Origin of the sequence: Pelistega indica (assembly GCF_000506865.1) — a bacterium.
In the GTDB taxonomy this organism is placed as follows: Bacteria; Pseudomonadota; Gammaproteobacteria; order Burkholderiales; family Burkholderiaceae_B; genus Taylorella; species Taylorella indica.
Genome location: NZ_AYSV01000042.1, coordinates 1 through 3,684, shown reverse-complemented (window position 1 = coordinate 3,684; position 3,684 = coordinate 1). Strand labels below are relative to the sequence as shown.

The following is a 3,684-nucleotide window of genomic DNA, read 5'->3' as shown; positions in this document are numbered from 1 at the left end:
TCAGAACGAGTCGTAGCGATGCAGGTGTGGGCTGATTGGCTAGATGCCAAAACGAAAGAAGCAGAGGGGTCAGTAGGGGGCATCACGTACCCTTACGCCTAGGACGAGGGGGCGTAGTGGTAGCATAAGAAAAACAGGGCGTACTTCATACTACGCCCTATGACTACACAGACTGATTTTCACAAGGATGTCCACCACAAAAAGGACTCCAATGAGTTTGACCCGATAGCCACTATGGTGAGAGAACGGTTTATGCGAGCTAAAGAATGGCGTAACCGTGACACGATAGGGGCGTTTTCTGTTGAGCAAACACTTCATAATTGCTACAACCAGTACCATGGGTTGTCATCAGCCTGTGATACCGATTTAGATAATTCACTTAATACCAATGTCGTCATTTCGCTCACTAAACATAAAGTTGATGTGATGACAGCGTGGACTCGAGACCTATTAGGCAGTGCTAATGCCTCACCATTTCTAGTTGAACCTACTCCCATTCCAGAATTAAACGATACAGCTAAGTTACAGGTAGTTGCCAAATTGCGAGATACCTTAATGGGTGGGTTTGAGGGTAGTCCTGCGGAAGTAATTGAGCTGACTAGACAGTTAAAAGAGCGTCAGTTAGCAGAAGAGTTTGAGATTGCCAAGAAATCTAGCGTAGCGATGCAACAACTGATTGATGATCAATTAGTAGAGGGTGGATTCAGAAACCAGTTAATGGATTTTCTGACTAATTTTGCCTTATACCCATACGCTGTTATGTTGGGGCCAATGCCAGAGATGGTGCCAGTATTGAAGTGGAGTGGTACTCGTCCAATCACAGGAGAGAAACCCATTCTCCGTACAATGAACATTTCACCGTTTGATTATTTCTGGTCGCCAGATACCTACGAAGCAGGTAAAGGCACCTACGATATTGTCAAGCGTAGAATGACAAAGATGACGCTCTTACAGTGTGCTACGTTGCCCGGGTTTATTGAACAGAATGTGAAGAGTGCGATTAAGTTTTTCTCCGCACCAGATACCCAATTAGACTGGCTAGGTGGTAACCCTGATAAGAGTAATACCCCATTAAACCCTTGGAGCCAAGATGAATCGATTGATGTGTTGCTTCATTTTGGGGCATTGAGTGGTAAAGAGTTACGCCGCTATGGTATGACAGGGGTAGAGGATGATAAGTATTATGAATGCCAAGCCATGGTGCTAGGCAGTTGGACTATTCGTCTACTCATTAACCCTAATCCGAACATTTCAGCACGTCCTATTTACTCTGCTAGTTATCAACGAGTACCTGGCAAAATGGCAGGGTATGGTATCGCTCAAAACTTACGGGATATTGAACGCTCATTTATGGCGGCGTACCGAGGGTTGATGGAAAACATTGGGTATAGTTCAGCACCGATGGGTGAGGTAGATTTTAGCCGTATCCAACGCTATATGAGCGATGACCAGATTGGTCAGTTAATGAGTGCCACCATGGTGCCGACTGACCCAGATGTTTCTGGAGGTGGGCGTCCAGCACACTATTTCCATAATGTCCCTAATATTTCTAATCAGTTATTAGGGGTAATGCAATATTTTACCGAGCTTGCTGACCGTCATACGGGTATCCCTGCGGCGATGAGTGGGCAACCTGTAGGGACAGGGGCTAACCGAACGTTCCGAGGCATTATGGCGTTATATGGCAACGCACTAAAAGGCGTTCAGTCTGCCTTGATCAATCTTGACAAGGAGCTATTCGAGCCGTTAGGGACAGCTTACTTTCACTACAACATGAAGTTTAGTAAAGACCAACGGGTTAAGGGTGATGTGATGGTACACGCTCGAGGTACAGAGGGCTTACTACAGAAAGAAATCGCTCGTCAAGGCTCTATTGAACAGCTACAAATGATTGCACAGCTTTCACAAACAGGTCAATTGGATCCAAAAGTACTTCGTTGGGCTGTTAACAAGGCACTTGAGACTAGTGGCGTGCCATTAGATGAGTTAGGCGTTTCTGATGATATTGATATGAGTGTAGGACAACCAGACCCGATGGCACAAGCCATTGGTCAGGGGCAAGATATGCCACCATCGCCACCTACACCGCAAGGAGTAATGTAATGAAGAGTGATTATAAAAAATTAACCGACAAAGCAATGTGGATTTTCGATAAATTTTATGAATTGGTTTGTCGAGATGTCGACTGTACTTACTGTACGTTCTACAGAGGGGTTCTTGTGGGGGTCATTTTAGGAAGTATCTTCGGACTAGTGGTACAGAATTAACCTGTAAGGATACAGTACGATGAGCACATTGAGGAGGGCGACGATGGACAATTACCGAGTGGAGCTAGAAGATACCGTTTATGACATTATGCTTGGCACAGGACGTGTGGTAAGTCTTAATGAAGACGGGTCGTTCCTTGTAGCATTCGGCACTCAACGCATGACATACCAGAAAGGTGGGTATTTTGCAGGGGTAAAACGCTTGTTTTGGGCTGACCCTGTATTGCTAGTACCACCAAAGCGAGCCACGAAGAAGTGGGAAGCTATCCAACGCATGATTTCATTGATGGATGAGTTGATGTAATGAAATGTGATATTAAGACAGGGCGAGTAGTAGAGCCAGTATCAAGCACAGAATTATTTCCAACGACAGGTAATGGGGTCGTTGGCGAAGTGTTTTTTGACTCTAAATCGACCTCAACGGTATCACGAGTGTTCAGAGTGTCTGTGAATGAGGCACTTATTTTAACGGCATTTAATCTGTCTGGCGAACATATTGATAATGGGCCAGATAAATGGCAAACCTGTGAAGCCGTAGAGGTATATAAAGTGTCTCCTATTGTGCATGAGTTACCACGTGGCGATTCGTGCTGTGGGCAATACGGTGAGCCAGATAACAGCGTTATCAGAGAAGAAGTAAAGGCACAGACAGATTGCTGTGCGTGGAGACTAATCTGCGGTAGTCCTATGGCAGTGATTGCGTTACCAGGGTACTACAGATTGAAATTAACTGATGAAGCGATGGTGGGGCGAGTGTATGTCGAGGGCGAGCGTGTTGCAGGCGTGCCTATCCCCAACAATTTAATTTTTGGAGGCTAGATGAAACTATTTCACCCCCAATCGACTTCGGCTATTAGTGGCATTTTTACCGTTAGTTTAGGTGAGGTGGCGATTATCTCGTCATACAACCTGCATGATAACCAACGAGGTGTTATCCAGAAAGTATGGTTTAAAGATGGCAAGGTGCCAACAGGTGGGTCATGTAATGTTGTTCTGGAAACAGAAGAGGCTCATATCTTAGCTGTCGAAGATGTTACACAATGTGGCGTGTGGGCAGTAAACCCATGCCAAAACATTGCCTTGTTATCCATTCCAGGAAACTACCGTATGGTGCTTGATGATGGGTATGCGACAAAGGAAGTTGCTCCAGATACACCAGTACCTGTAGCAGAAAGCACGGCAGTTGGGGTAGCGATGATTGAAGTAACGAAAGTGCCTATTGCGTACGCAGAGGCGTTCCCTAAAGATTTATTTTTTGGTGCTGTGACAGGTTGTCACGGTTGTAACTAAGGAGATTATTATGGCTGGCAAATGTTGCGGCGAACCAGAATTACCAAAGGTCATGAGCGATGTCACGCTTGYWGACCCACGAATCATTAATCCAGAGTTTGTAAATACGAAATTCACCACCGATTGT

At 45.3% G+C, this 3,684-nt stretch carries 4 protein-coding genes; all 4 read left to right on the top strand.

The features are described from left to right. The first annotated feature begins 159 nt into the window (after positions 1–159). Positions 160–2,103, top strand: a complete 1,944-nt coding sequence (locus V757_RS18030) for a hypothetical protein (RefSeq protein ID WP_147628839.1) — start codon at positions 160–162, stop codon at positions 2,101–2,103. 207 nt (positions 2,104–2,310) lie between these two features. Then, positions 2,311–2,571 carry a hypothetical protein gene (locus V757_RS18025; protein ID WP_023949760.1) on the top strand — a complete coding sequence of 87 codons (261 nt, stop codon included), beginning with the start codon at positions 2,311–2,313 and terminating at the stop codon, positions 2,569–2,571. Continuing rightward, positions 2,571–3,086, top strand: coding sequence for a hypothetical protein (locus V757_RS18020; RefSeq protein WP_023949758.1), 516 nt, complete (start codon positions 2,571–2,573; stop codon positions 3,084–3,086). Before V757_RS18025 ends, V757_RS18020 begins: the two co-directional genes overlap by 1 nt. Beyond that, positions 3,087–3,557 (top strand): hypothetical protein, encoded by a 471-nt coding sequence (locus V757_RS18015; protein WP_023949756.1) that lies wholly within the window; start codon positions 3,087–3,089, stop codon positions 3,555–3,557. Positions 3,558–3,684 lie beyond the last annotated feature (127 nt).

Excerpts from the sequence above, each read along its gene's own strand:
- V757_RS18025 (WP_023949760.1), top strand. The coding sequence starts at position 2,311 with ATGGACAATTACCGAGTGGAGCTAGAAGATACCGTTTATGACATTATG.
- V757_RS18015 (WP_023949756.1), top strand. The coding sequence starts at position 3,087 with ATGAAACTATTTCACCCCCAATCGACTTCGGCTATTAGTGGCATTTTT.
- V757_RS18030 (WP_147628839.1), top strand. The coding sequence starts at position 160 with ATGACTACACAGACTGATTTTCACAAGGATGTCCACCACAAAAAGGAC.
- V757_RS18020 (WP_023949758.1), top strand. The coding sequence starts at position 2,571 with ATGAAATGTGATATTAAGACAGGGCGAGTAGTAGAGCCAGTATCAAGC.